At 58.4% G+C, this 13,633-nt stretch carries 21 protein-coding genes; 18 read left to right on the top strand and 3 right to left on the bottom strand.

Features of this window, described 5'->3' with window-relative positions; all coding sequences use genetic code 11:
• Positions 1–291 precede the first annotated feature (291 nt).
• Positions 292–570, top strand: coding sequence for a hypothetical protein (locus AC07OJ_RS04310; protein WP_495091607.1), 279 nt, complete (start codon positions 292–294; stop codon positions 568–570).
• 99 nt (positions 571–669) lie between these two features.
• Here AC07OJ_RS04310 and AC07OJ_RS04305 read toward each other — a convergent pair whose 3' ends face one another.
• The gene (locus AC07OJ_RS04305; RefSeq protein ID WP_495094033.1) at positions 670–867 is read right to left on the bottom strand and encodes a carbon storage regulator; all 198 of its coding nucleotides are present in this window, start codon (positions 865–867) and stop codon (positions 670–672) included.
• 150 nt (positions 868–1,017) lie between these two features.
• Between AC07OJ_RS04305 and AC07OJ_RS04300 the strand changes: the two genes are divergently transcribed.
• Together AC07OJ_RS04300 and AC07OJ_RS04295 are read left to right on the top strand one after the other, a co-directional pair.
• Positions 1,018–1,389 (top strand): chemotaxis protein, encoded by a 372-nt coding sequence (locus AC07OJ_RS04300; RefSeq protein ID WP_025856073.1) that lies wholly within the window; start codon positions 1,018–1,020, stop codon positions 1,387–1,389.
• Positions 1,389–1,706, top strand: a complete 318-nt coding sequence (locus tag AC07OJ_RS04295) for a hypothetical protein (protein WP_309254804.1) — start codon at positions 1,389–1,391, stop codon at positions 1,704–1,706. The genes AC07OJ_RS04300 and AC07OJ_RS04295 overlap by 1 nt, the downstream gene beginning before the upstream one ends.
• 82 nt (positions 1,707–1,788) lie before the next feature.
• On the opposite strand, the gene AC07OJ_RS04290 is transcribed toward AC07OJ_RS04295, so the two are convergent.
• Positions 1,789–2,232, bottom strand: coding sequence for a hypothetical protein (locus tag AC07OJ_RS04290; RefSeq protein ID WP_495094032.1), 444 nt, complete (start codon positions 2,230–2,232; stop codon positions 1,789–1,791).
• A gap of 63 nt (positions 2,233–2,295) precedes the next feature.
• Here AC07OJ_RS04290 and AC07OJ_RS04285 point away from each other — a divergent pair, with 63 nt between their 5' ends.
• Genes AC07OJ_RS04285 through AC07OJ_RS04265 form a run of 5 tightly spaced genes read left to right on the top strand, consistent with a single transcriptional unit; the run spans position 2,296 to position 7,174 of the window.
• Positions 2,296–2,919, top strand: a complete 624-nt coding sequence (locus AC07OJ_RS04285) for a putative metallopeptidase (RefSeq protein WP_495094031.1) — start codon at positions 2,296–2,298, stop codon at positions 2,917–2,919.
• A 30-nt stretch (positions 2,920–2,949) separates the two neighbouring features.
• The gene (locus AC07OJ_RS04280; protein WP_495094030.1) at positions 2,950–3,411 is read left to right on the top strand and encodes a DUF2280 domain-containing protein; all 462 of its coding nucleotides are present in this window, start codon (positions 2,950–2,952) and stop codon (positions 3,409–3,411) included.
• Positions 3,398–4,699, top strand: coding sequence for a terminase large subunit domain-containing protein (locus tag AC07OJ_RS04275; RefSeq protein ID WP_495094029.1), 1,302 nt, complete (start codon positions 3,398–3,400; stop codon positions 4,697–4,699). The genes AC07OJ_RS04280 and AC07OJ_RS04275 overlap by 14 nt, the downstream gene beginning before the upstream one ends.
• Complete coding sequence (locus tag AC07OJ_RS04270; protein ID WP_495094028.1) at positions 4,696–6,114, top strand: DUF4055 domain-containing protein; 1,419 nt, start codon at positions 4,696–4,698, stop codon at positions 6,112–6,114. The genes AC07OJ_RS04275 and AC07OJ_RS04270 overlap by 4 nt, the downstream gene beginning before the upstream one ends.
• Positions 6,089–7,174, top strand: coding sequence for a minor capsid protein (locus AC07OJ_RS04265; protein ID WP_495094027.1), 1,086 nt, complete (start codon positions 6,089–6,091; stop codon positions 7,172–7,174). Before AC07OJ_RS04270 ends, AC07OJ_RS04265 begins: the two co-directional genes overlap by 26 nt.
• Positions 7,175–7,188: 14 nt before the next feature.
• Here AC07OJ_RS04265 and AC07OJ_RS04260 read toward each other — a convergent pair whose 3' ends face one another.
• A complete protein-coding gene (locus AC07OJ_RS04260) occupies positions 7,189–7,485 on the bottom strand; it encodes a hypothetical protein (RefSeq protein WP_495094026.1) in 297 nt (98 codons plus the stop codon).
• 340 nt (positions 7,486–7,825) lie between these two features.
• On the opposite strand from AC07OJ_RS04260, the gene AC07OJ_RS04255 reads away from it, so the two are divergent.
• The 10 genes from AC07OJ_RS04255 to AC07OJ_RS04210 all read left to right on the top strand — a co-directional run bounded on the left by AC07OJ_RS04255 (position 7,826) and on the right by AC07OJ_RS04210 (position 13,614).
• Positions 7,826–8,554 carry a hypothetical protein gene (locus tag AC07OJ_RS04255; protein WP_212614244.1) on the top strand — a complete coding sequence of 243 codons (729 nt, stop codon included), beginning with the start codon at positions 7,826–7,828 and terminating at the stop codon, positions 8,552–8,554.
• Between the two features lie 12 nt (positions 8,555–8,566).
• The gene (locus tag AC07OJ_RS04250; protein WP_169918319.1) at positions 8,567–9,529 is read left to right on the top strand and encodes a major capsid protein; all 963 of its coding nucleotides are present in this window, start codon (positions 8,567–8,569) and stop codon (positions 9,527–9,529) included.
• Between the two features lie 46 nt (positions 9,530–9,575).
• On the top strand, positions 9,576–10,166 hold the full coding sequence (locus AC07OJ_RS04245) for a hypothetical protein (RefSeq protein WP_495094025.1): 591 nt from the start codon (positions 9,576–9,578) through the stop codon (positions 10,164–10,166).
• 59 nt (positions 10,167–10,225) lie between these two features.
• A complete protein-coding gene (locus AC07OJ_RS04240; protein WP_457266467.1) occupies positions 10,226–10,729 on the top strand; it encodes a DnaT-like ssDNA-binding protein in 504 nt (167 codons plus the stop codon).
• A gap of 17 nt (positions 10,730–10,746) precedes the next feature.
• The gene (locus AC07OJ_RS04235) at positions 10,747–11,115 is read left to right on the top strand and encodes a hypothetical protein (RefSeq protein WP_457266466.1); all 369 of its coding nucleotides are present in this window, start codon (positions 10,747–10,749) and stop codon (positions 11,113–11,115) included.
• A complete protein-coding gene (locus tag AC07OJ_RS04230; RefSeq protein WP_457266465.1) occupies positions 11,112–11,768 on the top strand; it encodes a hypothetical protein in 657 nt (218 codons plus the stop codon). The genes AC07OJ_RS04235 and AC07OJ_RS04230 overlap by 4 nt, the downstream gene beginning before the upstream one ends.
• On the top strand, positions 11,765–12,181 hold the full coding sequence (locus AC07OJ_RS04225; protein WP_495094024.1) for a phage tail terminator-like protein: 417 nt from the start codon (positions 11,765–11,767) through the stop codon (positions 12,179–12,181). The genes AC07OJ_RS04230 and AC07OJ_RS04225 overlap by 4 nt, the downstream gene beginning before the upstream one ends.
• 72 nt (positions 12,182–12,253) lie before the next feature.
• Positions 12,254–12,910: a phage tail protein gene (locus AC07OJ_RS04220; protein ID WP_495094023.1), complete on the top strand. Its 657-nt coding sequence runs from the start codon at positions 12,254–12,256 to the stop codon at positions 12,908–12,910.
• Positions 12,911–12,913: 3 nt separating this feature from the next.
• Positions 12,914–13,294: a phage tail assembly chaperone gene (locus tag AC07OJ_RS04215; RefSeq protein WP_457266463.1), complete on the top strand. Its 381-nt coding sequence runs from the start codon at positions 12,914–12,916 to the stop codon at positions 13,292–13,294.
• A 47-nt stretch (positions 13,295–13,341) separates the two neighbouring features.
• Entirely contained in the window at positions 13,342–13,614 is a 273-nt protein-coding gene (locus AC07OJ_RS04210) for a DUF1799 domain-containing protein (RefSeq protein ID WP_495094022.1), read from the top strand.
• Positions 13,615–13,633 lie beyond the last annotated feature (19 nt).

The raw sequence follows: 13,633 nt of genomic DNA, 5'->3' as shown, positions 1-13,633 counted from the left end.
CTTAAGAGCCTCGCCACTGTGCGGGGCTTTTTGCATTCTGGGGGCGGTGACCGAGCGGCTTAAGGTTGAATGAGTGCGCATAGATACCGCACCGGCAGCTAGTCGTTGAGGTGCCCGCTACGGGGCTATACCAAGGCGACCATGGGTTCGAATCCCATCCATCCCCACTTATTCTGAACCCGGCCAAGCGCCGGCTTTTATGTTCTCATTCTGAGATGCCATATTGCCATCAAGTTGTTACGCTTGTTTCGCTCGAACACTTAAGGATTTGAGCTTGATAGGAGTGGTGGCATGAAACGCGATAAATACATTGTTGAATTTGTTCTGAAGGCAATCGAGTCACTGCCGCTCGGGGATGAAGTTACCGATAGCCAGATTCACCAGCAGTTAAAAGAGAAGGGTGTCTTGGGTGATCGCTTGAATGACCAAGTAAAAGCTGCCATGTACATGCTGCGTGAAGCGGGGTTCATCGAGGCGCGAGTGAGGACAGATGGCCCAGGCATCAAGGATGCCGCTGCGTGGCGTCTTACCTGGGCGGGAGCTGACTTGTTATCACCATACAAAAAGTAAAGAAGACTTATTAGACAAGCCCAGCCATCGAGCTGGGCTTTTTCGTTTTCGGCCCCGCCACACCCTTCGCACTGAGCAGGGAGTGCCGCCGGGGCTGACCTATTTCAAAGCCTCCACTGCGGAGGTAATAGAGCGATCATCGAAGGCGCTTCCGTCTTGCTCTGATCGAACAATCCGCATGTTCTTAGGCGCGTTGACCCCTAGAGACACGGTGACGCCTTCGACCTTGATCACCTTGATTTGGATTTCTTCACCGATGTATAGGCGTTTATTGGGTGTGTTGGCTATGACTAGCAATGGGTATCCCTTTTGATTGGCTCCTGTATCCGTGGGATTAATTGCATGAGTCCTGCGCAAAAAATGTAGGACTTGTCTGATTGTTCTGCCGAAAGGCCTTATTTAATCCTTCTCTCCTTGATCGGGAGAACAACAATACATGGAGTGACGATGGATCCTACTGACCTCGGCCCAGGCACAGCTACCTGGCTGGGCGGTAGCGCCACCGTAGTATTGGGTGGCCTTCTTTGGCTGCGCAGGTTTCTCTCCAAGGACGCAACCGACCGGGCAATGGACAGCGCCGATATAGGCACGCTAAAGCGCCTGAACGAGCTGCTGAACCAAGAGCGCGCCGCCCGCAAAGAAGCCGAGGCCCGCGCCGATCAATTCGCGAAAGAGCGGAATGACCTTGCAGCCGCCGTTGGGCGCATGGAAGGCAAGATTGAGGCGCTGACCAGCCAGGTCGCCCAACTCACTGACCGCGTGACGCAACAGAGCGACGAGATTACTCGCCTGCGCACCAAGCTGGGAGGAATCGCCTGATGGACAGATGCGCATTGGAATTTATCGCACGCCGGTGGTGGCGCCGGGCCGAAGTCTGGGCGATTGCCGTCGTGCTGGTTGGTGGTGGAGCTGTTCTTGGTTATCAGGCCGCCTATTGGTCTCTCGCTGAGAGCCAGAGCAACCAGGTGAAAGGCATTCGCGAGGCGTACGACACCGCGATGACTGAGCGGGACAAGCGCTTGGAAGAACTGACCCGCCAAACCGGTACTGCTGCCGACAAGGCCACGAAGGCCGCAACGACCGCGGCCCAGGCTGCCGACAAAGCGGACGAAGCCCTCAACCGCGTATCGCAATAATCCGCGCCACATTTTCGAATGCGCCAAATCGTGGCGCGTATGAGAGTCGCTGGCCCTCCCGGTTAAAACCACAGTCAACGTTTCAAGGATTTCCAATGAAGGTTTGGGTAGTGCAACTGGAAAAATCGTATTCAGCACGAGCTTGAGCTTGGCTACCCCAATGATTTTGCAGTTGATCGGCCATACGCTTGCATGTCAAAACAGGAACGGTTTGATTAATGCCTGCAAACACGGTCGTGCGGTGTCGTCCGCTCTGGAAAATGATGTGGTAGGAGAAGTGGAAGAAAATGACAGGCAAACGTACATGTTCTTGGGGGATTCGATCTAAAAATTTTTCGAAATCATTGATTTTATTGAGGTAAGGACCTGGGTCGTCATCTCTTTTAAAATGTTCGTTGGCTAGGCGGAGGGCGGACTGCGATGAAAGGATTAAAATCACATCGGTATCGTTTTTCGTGATCCCTTCAGCATAGTCACAAAGCGGTACAACATATTTGTCCGTGCATAGAATCATATTGCGCTCCATATCATTAATTTCCTTGTCGCTTGATACCGGCAAGCCGCCACTATTGCAAGCTCAAGGTGATCCATGGACAGGCCTTACCCTCCATTGTCACTGCTTGAGCTGTCGGACCTATCCGACTTCGGCATCCGACTTATCCCTGCGCCTGAGGTGTGGGAGTGGCTCCAAACCGAGATCCTTGCCGACACCGGCAGCATTCACAACGAAGACCATGCTCACCTGCTGTATGCAGACATCCGGGTCATGTGGGCCTCGTCGAGCTTCGAGAAGCAGAGCCGCACAGTCCTGGGCCAAGCCGAACAGGTCGTGTTCCGTGCCGGCGGCTGGCAGAAAGCCCGGATGGAGCAACAGATGCGTGATTGGTTCGGCGACGTGCCCGCCTTCATCATCACCTTGGCTGCCGACTACTGCGCCCAGTGCAGCGACCTTGAGTTCTGCGCCCTGATCGAACACGAGCTGTATCACCTGGCTCACGCGACCGACAAATACGGTCAACCAGCATTCACCCAAGACGGTGCACCGAAGATCAAGCTACAGGGCCACGACGTTGAAGAGTTCGTCGGAGTTGTCCGCCGCTACGGTGCAAGCCCTGACGTTCAAGCGTTGGTGGATGCTGCAAACAGTCCTGCTGAGGTGGGGAAATTGAACATTGCGAGGGCCTGCGGAACCTGTCTGCTCAAGTCGGCCTGATTTTGGACAGGTTTGGACGGATGAACGCCTATGGCAGCTCTAAGCAGTGAGGTGAAGACCTTTGTAGTACAGGCTCTCGCTTGCTTCGATACGCCTTCTCAGGTGGTTGAGGCGGTCCATAAAGAATTCAGCTTGAGCATCACCCGCCAGCAGGTCGAATCACACGACCCGACAAAGGTTTCAGGTAAGAAACTTGCGGACAGATGGAAGACCCTTTTTGAGCAGACCAGAAAGCGTTTCCGCGAAGAGACTGAAGACATACCCATTGCCAACCGTGCCTTCCGCCTGCGCGCCATGAACCGCTTCGTGGAGAAGGCCGAGACGATGAAGAACATCGGCTTGGCCATGCAGATTCTCGAGCAGGCCGCGAAGGAAACCGGCGACATCTACGTCAACCGGGCCAGGAAGGAAGAAGTCGGCGACGAGCCGTTGATTCCGACCCGCATCCAGGTCGATGTGGTGGATGCGAGGAAGCCGAATGCCGAGCCTTAATGTTCCGCAGGCTCAGTTCCTCACGTTGCCCCACAAGTTCCGTGCGTTCGTTGCCGGGTTCGGCTCGGGCAAGACCTGGGTGGGATGCTCGGCGTTGAGCAAACACTTCATGGAATGGCCTGGCGTCAACGCTGGCTACTTCGCACCGACTTACCCTCAGATCCGGGACATCTTCTATCCGACCATGGATGAGGTGGCCTACGACTGGGGGCTGAAGACCAAGATCAACCAGGCGAACCACGAAGTTCACATCTACAGCGGCCGGCAGTACCGCGGCACTGTGATTTGCCGGTCGATGGAGAAACCGCAGACCATCGTCGGTTTCAAGATTGGCCATGCCCTGGTGGATGAACTGGACGTGCTGACTGCCGTCAAGGCGCAGCAGGCCTGGCGCAAGATCATCGCCCGGATGCGCTACAACTTGCCCGGGCTGAAGAACGGTGTGGACGTCACCACGACGCCGGAGGGCTTCAAGTTCGTCTTCCTGCAGTTCGTGAAGCAGCTGCGCGACAAGCCGTCGCTCAAGGAGATGTACGGCCTGGTGCAGGCCAGCACCTTCGACAACGAGCTGAACTTGCCGGAGGACTACATCGCCTCGCTGATGGAGTCGTATCCGCCGCAGCTGATCATGGCGTACCTCAAAGGCCAGTTTGTCAATCTGACATCCGGCACGATCTACACCGCCTACGACCGCAAGCTCAACGGGTGCTTCGACACCGTGCAACCTGGTGAGCCCCTGTTCATCGGGATGGACTTCAACGTCGGCAAGATGGCGGCGATTACTCACGTTAAGCGCGACCAGGGGTTGCCTAGGGCCGTGGATGAGCTGATCGACGGCTACGACACGCCCGACATGATCCGCCGCATCAAAGAGCGCTACTGGCAGCACGACGGCAATGACTACAAGAAGACCTGCGAGATCAGGATCTACCCGGATGCCTCGGGTGATTCACGTAAGTCCGTGAACGCCAGCATTACCGACCTGGCCATGCTCAAACAGGCCGGGTTCTCGGTCATCGCTCCAGCGGCAAACCCGCCGGTGAAGGACCGAATCAACGCAATGAACGCCGTCTTCTGCAATGCGCAGGGCGAGCGCCGCTACCTGATCAACCCCTTCACCTGCCCGACCTACGCCGATGGCCTGGAGCAGCAGGTGTGGGGTGCGAACGGGGAGCCAGATAAAACCGCAGGCATCGATCACGCGAACGACGCCGGCGGCTACTTCATCCACCGCGAGTACCCGATCATCAAACCGGTCACCGCTATCAAAATGGGATACGCCCGATGAGTAACGACGTCTCCTTCAAGCGGGCGGAATACACGGCAGTGCTGGACCGCTGGGCGACCGTTCGCGACGTCTGCGCGGGTCAGCACCGGGTAGTAGATCGGCTGCCGTACATCAACGCACACGATAAGTCGCCGGAGAACGAAGACCGGAACAAGGCCTATCGCGAGCGCGCAGTTTTCAAGAACGCCACTGGCCACACCCGTAACGGGCTGCTGGGTCTGGCCTTCCATAAAGACCCGACACTCACGGTGCCAAAGAAGCTGGAATACCTGCAAGACAACGCCAACGGCTCTGGAGTGAGCATTTATCAACACTCCCAGGGAACGCTTGAAAAGGTGCTTGAAGCTGGTCGGCACGGTCTGTACGTCGACTATCACCAGGACGACGGTATCGGCGGGCACTCGGTAATCCTGTCCTATTGCGCTGAAGACATCATCAACTGGCGCACAGGCATGGTGAACGGTCACAGCGTGCTTACTCTGGTAGTGCTGCGCGAGTCTCCCGAAATCCCTGATGGCTTCGGCTACAAGACGGCTGAGCAGTACCGGGAACTGGCGCTTGAGGATGACGGGTTTGTTTGTCGTGTTTGGCGCCGGTCCGGTCCGAAAGGAGGCGGGCCGCTGGCGGTCATCGAAGAGTTCAGGCCGGAAGGCGTCACCGGGCGTCTCAAGGAGATCCCGTTCACTTTTGTCGGCGCGCAGAACAACGACCCAAGCATCGACGAGTCGCCGCTGTACGACATTGCCATGATCAACCTGGGCCATTACCGGAACAGTGCCGATTACGAAGACAGCGTCTTCTGGTGTGGCCAGGCCCAGCCATGGATCAGTGGTTTGGATGAGCAGTGGCGCGACTGGATGGAGAAGCACGGTGTCTATGTCGGCTCCAGGGCGCCAATGATGCTGCCGGCCGGCGGCCAGTTCGGCTACGCGCAACCACTGCCGAACACGTTGGTCAAGGAAGCTATGGCCGACAAGAACCAGATGATGATCGAACTGGGTGCACGGATGGTGGTGGCGTCACTGGCTGCCAAGACCGCAACGGAGTCCCGCGGCGATCAGTCGGCATCCACTTCGGTTCTGGCCGGTTGCGTGGCAAACGTCAGCGAGGCCTACACCCGGGCGATCATGTGGTGCTGCGCCTACATGGGCATTGCAGACAAGAAGGTCGCCTACCAGGTGAATCAGGAGTTTGTCGAACTCACGGCTGATCCGCAGATGATCACGGCGTTGGTTGGTTTGTGGCAGCAAGGCGGCTTCGCCAAGGCAGACCTTCGGGCCTACCTGCGCAAGCTAGGCCTGATTGCGCCTGAGCGTACAGACCTGCAGATCGACGGCGAACTGGAAGAGCAGGGCGACGGCTTGGGCCTAGACGACGAGGACAAACAAAATGGCGGCAAACCAAGCAATCCTTGACGCCACGATCCGGCACGCGGTCTTCCTTGAAAAGCTCAAGGCGGGGGAGGTGGGCAAGTTTGCACCCTTCCTCAAGGAGATTGATCGTTCGATCCGTGACCGGCTCACCAAGTCAGACCTGACCGAGTACAACACGAAGCGCCTGGAAGCGTTGCTGAAAGAAGTCGACAGTCTATTGCTGGGCATCTTCGACCGCTACAGCGCGCAACTGAACCTCGACTTGGTGGATATCGCCAACTACGAGGCCGAGTTCGAGGCAACCAGTCTTGCCAGATCGGCGCCGGTTGGCGTGTCGTTGGATGTGGTCGCACCGACGGCTGCGGCGATCCGCACAGCAGTGTTAACGAACCCGCTCAGCGTGCGTGGCACTGACGGCGGGAAGCTACTGAAGGCTTTTATCAAGGGTTGGACCGGTGCAGAGCGTGAACGCGTTACCGGCACCATCCGGCAGGGCTTCTTCGAAGGGCAGACGAACTTCCAGATCATCCGCAACATTCGCGGCACCAAGGCGGCAGGATACAAAGACGGCATCCTGGCCACTACCAACCGCAATGCCAGCACGGTCGTGCACACCGCGATTCAGCATGTATCGTCCCAGGCGCGCATGGAGGTGGCCAAGGCCAACACGGATATCGTGGAAGAGATCCAGATGGTGGCCACGCTGGACAGCAAGACCAGCCAGCAATGCCGCTCAATGGACAAGCGTAAGTTTCCAGTGGATTCCGGGCCAAGGCCCCCGTTCCACCCGAACTGCCGTACGACGTTCGTATTGCTCACCAAACTCAGCGCCATGTTCGCCAAAGGCGCTACCCGGGCTTCAGTGGGTGCTGACGGCGGGCAGCAGGTGAGTGCTGACCTCGATTACTACCACTGGCTCCAGCAGCAGCCAGCATCGTTCCAGGACATCGCCATCGGCCCAGTACGGGCTAAGTTGTTCCGGGAGGGCGGGTTGACCGTCGAGCGCTTCGCCGAGCTGCAGCTTGATCGCAACTTCGCGCCGCTGAACTTGGTGCAGATGAAGAATCTGGAGCCGCTGGCTTTTGAGCGGGCGGGAATGTGATTGGTTGATTTTGATCAGCAGTCTTTTCTTTGGGTATCCAGATCTTCCATGTACTGGTAGTACGCGTCTTTCCACTCTGTTACGAGTTTCTCGTACTCTTCTTTTATGAAAACGGGCTTTTCAAATGACTTGTAGTCCGCAACCCTAATTGTTAACCAATCAGAGAGCTCACCTGATTTCTCTCCTAGGTTTGACTTGGTCAGCAACATCAGCGAGTAGCCTGCTATGGAAAACGCCTCTACGTAAGCAGCCTTTTTCTCTGCAAAGCCCTGTGAGGCACTGCCGGTCGTAAGCGATGCTAAAGAGGCCATAAAGGCGTCACTTTTTATCCGGGCATACTCCTCTCTTTTGTCGAGTCGGCTAATGCAGCTGAGTCTTTCACTCGATCTGGTGGTTTGCGCGCTGCTAATCCAAGAAGTGACGTTTGTCGCTAGCACTCCAGCGAGCGTGATTGCAGACGAAATTGCCGCGATTTTGAACGCGCTTTTCAAGTCCGTCTCGTTCTTATCTTTTGACTCTTCTGATGCCATTTCAGTTGCCTCGTTAAAAACGGCATTGAAAAGCTTCAGAACTAAAAACGCAACGGAACCCGCTTCGGCGGGTTTTTTTATGCCTGCAAAGCGGGCGAACAAACCCAAGGGGGGCATCAACGTGGCAGAAGAAAACGAAATCGACCTGGAAAACCCGGCAATCAAGGCCGCTATCGCGACTGCCGTTGAAGCATCCGTTTCCGGTTTGAAAACCAAGAACTCGGAACTGCTGGGCAAGCTGAAGGAAACCTCCGGCAAGCTGACCCAGTTTGAAACACAGTTTGAAGGCATCGACATCGACGCAGTCAAAGGCCTGCTCAGCCGCGCCGGGCAGGATGAAGAAACCAAGCTGCTGACCGAGGGCAAGGTGGACGAGGTGTTTAATAAGCGCACCGAACGTCTGCGTGGCGAGCACGACAAGCAACTGAAGACGCTCGCCGGCCGCGCCGAGAAGGCCGAAGCCTTCGCTGCCAAGTTCCAGGGCAAAGTCCTGGGCGACTCGGTACGCGGCGCGGCACTGAAAGCCGGCGCACTGCCGGAAGCAACCGACGACATCATCTTGCGCGCCAAAGGCGTGTTCTCACTGAATGAAGAGGGCGAAGCGGTCGCTGTTGACGAGAATGGCCAGACCATCCTCGGCAAAGACGGCAAGACCCCTCTGACTCCGCTCGAATGGGCCGAGTCTCTGCGCGAAAGCGCACCCCACCTGTGGCCAAGGGCTTCAGGGACACAAGCCCCGGGCGGGGGTGGCGGCCAGGCTGCATCCAAGCGCTCCGAAATGACCTCCGAGCAGAAGCGCGACTTCCAGCGCAAGCACGGCCAAACCGCATATCTCGCATTGCCCAAGTAAGGGGAAAGACCCATGCCAACGACTGTAAACAGCGACCTGATCATCTACAACGATGAGGCGCAGACCGCATACCTGGAGCGCATCCAGGACAACCTGGACGTGTTTAACGCATCGTCCAACGGCGCAATCGTCCTCGACAACGAACTGATCCAAGGCGACTTCCGCAAGCGTGCTTTCTACAAGCTCGGTGGCGGTCTGGAACACCGCGATGTCAACTCCGATGGCAAGGTCACCGCCAAGAAAATTGGCGCCGGCGAAGCTGTGGGCGTCAAGGCTCCGTGGAAATACGGCCCGTACCAGACCACCGAAGAAGCGTTCAAGCGGCGCGGTCGTGCGGTTGATGAGTTTTCCCAGATTATCGGCGCAGACGTGGCTGACGCCACAATCGAAGGCTTCATTGAGTACGCCACCGGCGCGCTCAAGGCCGCCATTGGCTCCAACGCTGCGATGGTGGTGTCCGCCAACATCGAAACCGACGGCAAGAAGACCCTGACCCGTGGCATGCGCAAATTCGGCGACAAGTTTGGCCGCATTGCGCTGTGGGTCATGCACTCGTCTGCCTATTTCGACATCGTTGATGAAGCAATCGCGAACAAGGTCTACGAAGAAGCGGGCGTCGTGATCTACGGCGGCCTGCCTGGCACCCTGGGCAAGCCGGTGCTGGTAACCGACAAGGCGCCAGTGGATGCGATCTTCGGCCTGCTGCCGAATGCCGTGGTGATCACCGAGTCCCAGGCCCCGGGGTTCCGTTCTTACGACGTGAACGACGAGGAAAACCTGGCTATCGGTTACCGCGCCGAGGGCACCGTCAACATCGACGTGCTGGGTTACAGCTGGAAGGAAACCACGGGCGGTACCAACCCGACTCTGGCCGCCGTCGGCTCTGCTGCGAACTGGGTCAAGCACTCGGACAGCAACAAGGTCACCGCCGGCGTGATGATCAATCTCACCACCACGCCACCAGTCGGCGGCTGATAACCACCCCAAGAAGCGGCCAGCGATGGCCGCCACGGAGATTCCGATGAAACTCGTTTATACAAACCAGCTTGACGGCTTTGAGCCTGGGAAGCGTTACCGCGTCCCGGGTCTGTTCCGCAGCATTGAGCGCGATGCAACGGCAGTGACCGTGGTTGGTGACTATCCCGAGATCGTCACGGCATACGAAGATGCTGGCGTCGATGTTGAGGTGGTTGCGTTGCCAGAGTCTGTTGTTGTCGGCACGCAGGCGGTGGCATCTGAAGAGCTGTCTCAGTTGCTTGCCGCTCTGAAAGCCGAGAGTGGCGCAATGGTTCTGCTGGTCGACGGCCTGGAGGCTGGCGAAATCCACCGTCCAGAGTCTGGCGAACTGGCGTTGCGCCTGTTTGACGTGCTGGGCACCATCCATGCTTCGGTTGGTGAGTTGACCACTGAGCGTGATGGCCTGGCCTTGACTGTCGACGCGCTGCGCGCCGAGGTTGAAGCGCTGAAGAAGTCTGCCCTCGCGCCGCCGGTTGATGAGGCCGGTGAAATCGCGGCGCTGAAAACAAAGCTCGACGAAGCCAAGATTCAGTATCGGGCCAACGCCTCAAAAGAATCCCTGGAAAAGCTCGTCGCTGAGCTGCCCAAGGAGTAATACTGCAGGCTGTCGGTGATCCGGCAGCCGCTCATCAAAACATTCCAGCGAGTTGACGCATGACACTCATCATCGAGGACGGTACCGGCAAGCCTGACGCCGAAAGCTATGCGAGCGCCGAGGACCTGGCCCTGTATGCCGTGAAGTTCGGCACGGCCATTCCCGCAGGCGTTCCCGAGCAGGAAGCGCTGCTTCGCCGGGCTGCCTTGGCGATGGATGGCAAGACCTGGAAAGGCCGCAAGATGAGCAGCGAGCAGGCATTGGCCTGGCCGCGCCGGGGTGTTGAGCTGGACTGCCAGATCAAGCCAGACAACTACCTGCCAGCGCGCATTCAGTACGGCCAGATGGCCCTGGCAGCCGAGATTCATCAGGACGACATCGACCCAATCGACAAGCGAAAGGGTGCTGTAACGCTGGAGCGTGTCGAAGGCGCGGTAACACGCGAGTACGCCACGATCTCCAACACCAGTGGTCGGCTGTTGCCGGCGGCCCCGGACCGGCCTAGCGCTACGCAGTTTGCCGACTACCTACAAAAGCGCGGGCTGTTCGCAGTGCGCGCATAGCTGTAATGGAGACCATCATGGCCTTTTACGACGAAATGGCCGTGATGGCTCTGGAGATGATCACAGAGTTCGGCCAGCCTGTGACCATCAGCAAGACCGAGCCGGGCGAGTATGACCCGGAGACGGGCGGGGAAGCGCCGGGGGCAACAGTCGAGCAAACCGCCCAGGGCATCCTGCTCGACTTCACCGGCATCGAATTCCAGAACAACAGCCTCATCAGGCAGGGCGACAAGAAGCTCAAGATCGCCGCGCAGGGTTTGACCTGGGTGCCGGGTCTGCTCGACAAAGTCGTAGCCCAAGGCCGCACCTGGTCAATCGTCCCGCCATTGAAAGAGGTCAACCCCGCCGGCACGCCGATCCTGTATGAGTTGCAGGTGCGGTCATGAGCCGGGCAGGCGCCGGACAGTCCGGCAGCTTCGCCCTGAGCCTGGCTGAGTTCGCCGCGCAGACCAGCGAAGCCATCGACGCGAGCCTGCGCGAGATCATCATCGAGATTGGTAGCAGCATCATTCGTATGTCGCCGGTGGGCAACCCTGAAATATGGGCCGCCAACGTTGCTCATCGCGAGGCCAACTCCCGCGCTGCTGATGACTACGACTTCAAAGTCGCCGTCCGCAATACGCTCATCAACCTGAACGAATCGAACTTCACGAAGGCGGGCAACCTCAAGCGCGGTGTGAAGTATGCCAAGCCGCTGACAAAGACTGAGCGCGACCAGAATTTCAACGTGAACGGCCTGGTGGCCGGTCAGGACTATGTCGGCGGCCGCTTTCGGGCGAACTGGAATTTCTCCATCGGCTCTGTCGACAACAGCTTCCGTATTCACCCAGACCCGACAGGAACCGAGGCAACCGCTAGGCTTGTGGCGGGCGCTATTGAGTTCAAGGCCGGGCAGACAGCTTTCATCGTCAACAACTTGCCCTACGCGATTCCGCTGGAGTTCGGCCATTCGACCCAGGCCCCCGGCGGCATGGTCCGGGTAACCGTGGCTCGCTTTCAGCAGATCGTGCTGGAGGCCATCAGGAACAACCAGGTATGAGTCACGCAATCATCACTTCGATCTACGAGGCCAAGCTCGTCGCATGGAGCGCTGCCAGGGCGGAGAAGCTGAAGATCGTTTTCGAGAACACGGCGTACACGCCGGCGGCGGGCGAGACCTACCTGCGAGCCTTCACTATCCCGGGCGACACCGCGAGCAATACGCTCGGCGGTGATCACCGGCTGTTCACCGGGGTCTTCCAGGTGAGCGTCATCGCGCCGGCGGGCACGGGTAAGACCAAGACGAACCCTATAGTGGCTGAACTGACCGATCTGTTCCCGCTATACGCCAGGGACACGAAGGGTGCGGTCACCGTGGTGACCATGTCGCCAGTTGACCCCGGCCCCGGCATCACCGGCGATTCCACCTACACCGTCCCGGTCTCGTTCTTGTACCGAGCCGACACGAACTGATCCCGCCCATTGGGCAAACCCACGAACCCGCCATCGAGCGGGTTTTTTCATATCTGCAAAGAGGAAATACCCATGGGCTACAAAATTCCGGACGGAGGCACCTTCCAGCACGGTGCCACCTATGGCCCGGACATCCCGTTTTCGGCGCTGAGCAACGCGGCTGAGGCCGTGGCAACTGTAACTGGCGGTACGCTTTCGGCTGGCGACATCGTGATTGTCACATCCGGCTGGACTCGCCTGGGCAATCGGGTTGTGCGTGTGAAGGTGGCTACTGCCACTGCCATCACCCTCGAAGGAATCGACACCACCGACGTGCAGGTCTACCCGGCGGGCTCCGGCATCGGTTCGCTGAAGAAGGTGCTGACCTGGGTACAGATTCCGCAAATCACCGATGTGGCTTTCGCGGGTGGCACCCAGAACTATCTGGATGTGGTGTTCCTGGAAGACAAACAGGGCCGCCAGATGCCAACCGACAAAGCAGCGGCCAGCTTGGCGCTGACCATTGCGGATGACCCGGGCCAGGCGTTCAACGCCATCCTGCGTGCAGCGGATGCCAGCCAGACCATTCAGGCTGCGCGCCTGAACCTGCCGGGCAACGACACACTGTTCTACGGCGCTTTCACCTCGTTCTCCAATCAGCCGACTGTGTCCCGCAGCAACTTGCTGACCCGCACCGTCAACCTGGCGCTGCAAGGCGAACCGACCCGTTACCTGACGGCGGTGGCGTAACCCATGGCAAAGATCAGAATTGCCCAAAACCCGACGTTCAAGGCCTACGTGTCGATCCCTATCGTTGGGGGGGAGCCCGAGAAAATCGAGTTCACCTTTAAGTATCGGGATCGCCCGGGGCTTGCCGCTCTGTTTGATGAGTGGAACCTGAAGCGCGATGAAGCTCGGACCGCCCTGGGCGAAAGCCCAACGCTTTCCGAAATTGTTGCTGCTGACACTGAGCAGCAGTCGCAGCAGATCAAGGACCTGGTGGTTGGCTGGGGCTTCGATGACAAATTTGACGACAAGAGCATTCGGGCGCTGGTGACCTCCTGCCAGGGCGCCGCTGAGGCGGTCGTGAATGCCTACCAGAGCGCATTTAATCAGGCCCGCTTGGGAAACTGACGGACGCCGCCCGCGCACTCTACGCACCGGCGGCACCTGCTGAGCTGATGGGCCTGTTCGGGCTCACCCCGGGTGACCTTGAAGATGTGACCGAGGTCTGGCCCTGCAACTGGCCGGCGTTCTTCCTGTTCAACCGGATGTCGACTCAGTGGCGGGCGGGTGCCGGTGGCGCGATCGGCCTCGACTACAGCTGCATCCGCGACGTGGCCGGGTTCCTCGGCATCAAGAAAAAGAAACTCGCTGAAATCTTCCCTGACCTTCAGGTGCTGGAAGGCGAAGCCCTGCGCGTTATGGCGGAGGAAAGGGAAAACAGCCCGTAACCACGGGCACTTATTCAAG

It is taken from the genome of Pseudomonas sp. GW821-FHT09C08 (assembly GCF_059418125.1).
This window is presented reverse-complemented; position numbering and strand designations above follow the sequence as displayed.